We start from the raw sequence: 276 nt of genomic DNA, 5'->3' as shown, positions 1-276 counted from the left end.
AGCACTATATGGAGAAAAATTTTCATGAATAACAGGATCTTGCACCACCCATCGAGCAATAGCAGGATCATATTGTCGCATATCCATTGCATACATATTCAATCCCAGTTCAGTTTGCAGTTCTTTGCCGTTGTATTTATACTGGTAACTAGGTAATACTGGTACGCTAGGTGCTTTCTTTCCTAAAGTGATGTTTCCAGATGAATTTTTAGAATATAATAGCCAATCACTATTATAATTAGTATGTTTTAACCCAAAAGCATAATAGTGGTTTTC

At 34.8% G+C, this 276-nt stretch carries 1 protein-coding gene; it reads right to left on the bottom strand.

What is annotated here, in order from left to right:
* Window positions 1-276: RHS repeat-associated core domain-containing protein (locus FIA58_RS21225; protein WP_140964682.1), on the bottom strand; the 276-nt coding region annotated here is incomplete at both ends.

This window comes from Flavobacterium jejuense (assembly GCF_006491595.2).
GTDB classification, from domain to species: domain Bacteria; phylum Bacteroidota; class Bacteroidia; order Flavobacteriales; family Flavobacteriaceae; genus Flavobacterium; species Flavobacterium jejuense.
This window is presented reverse-complemented; position numbering and strand designations above follow the sequence as displayed.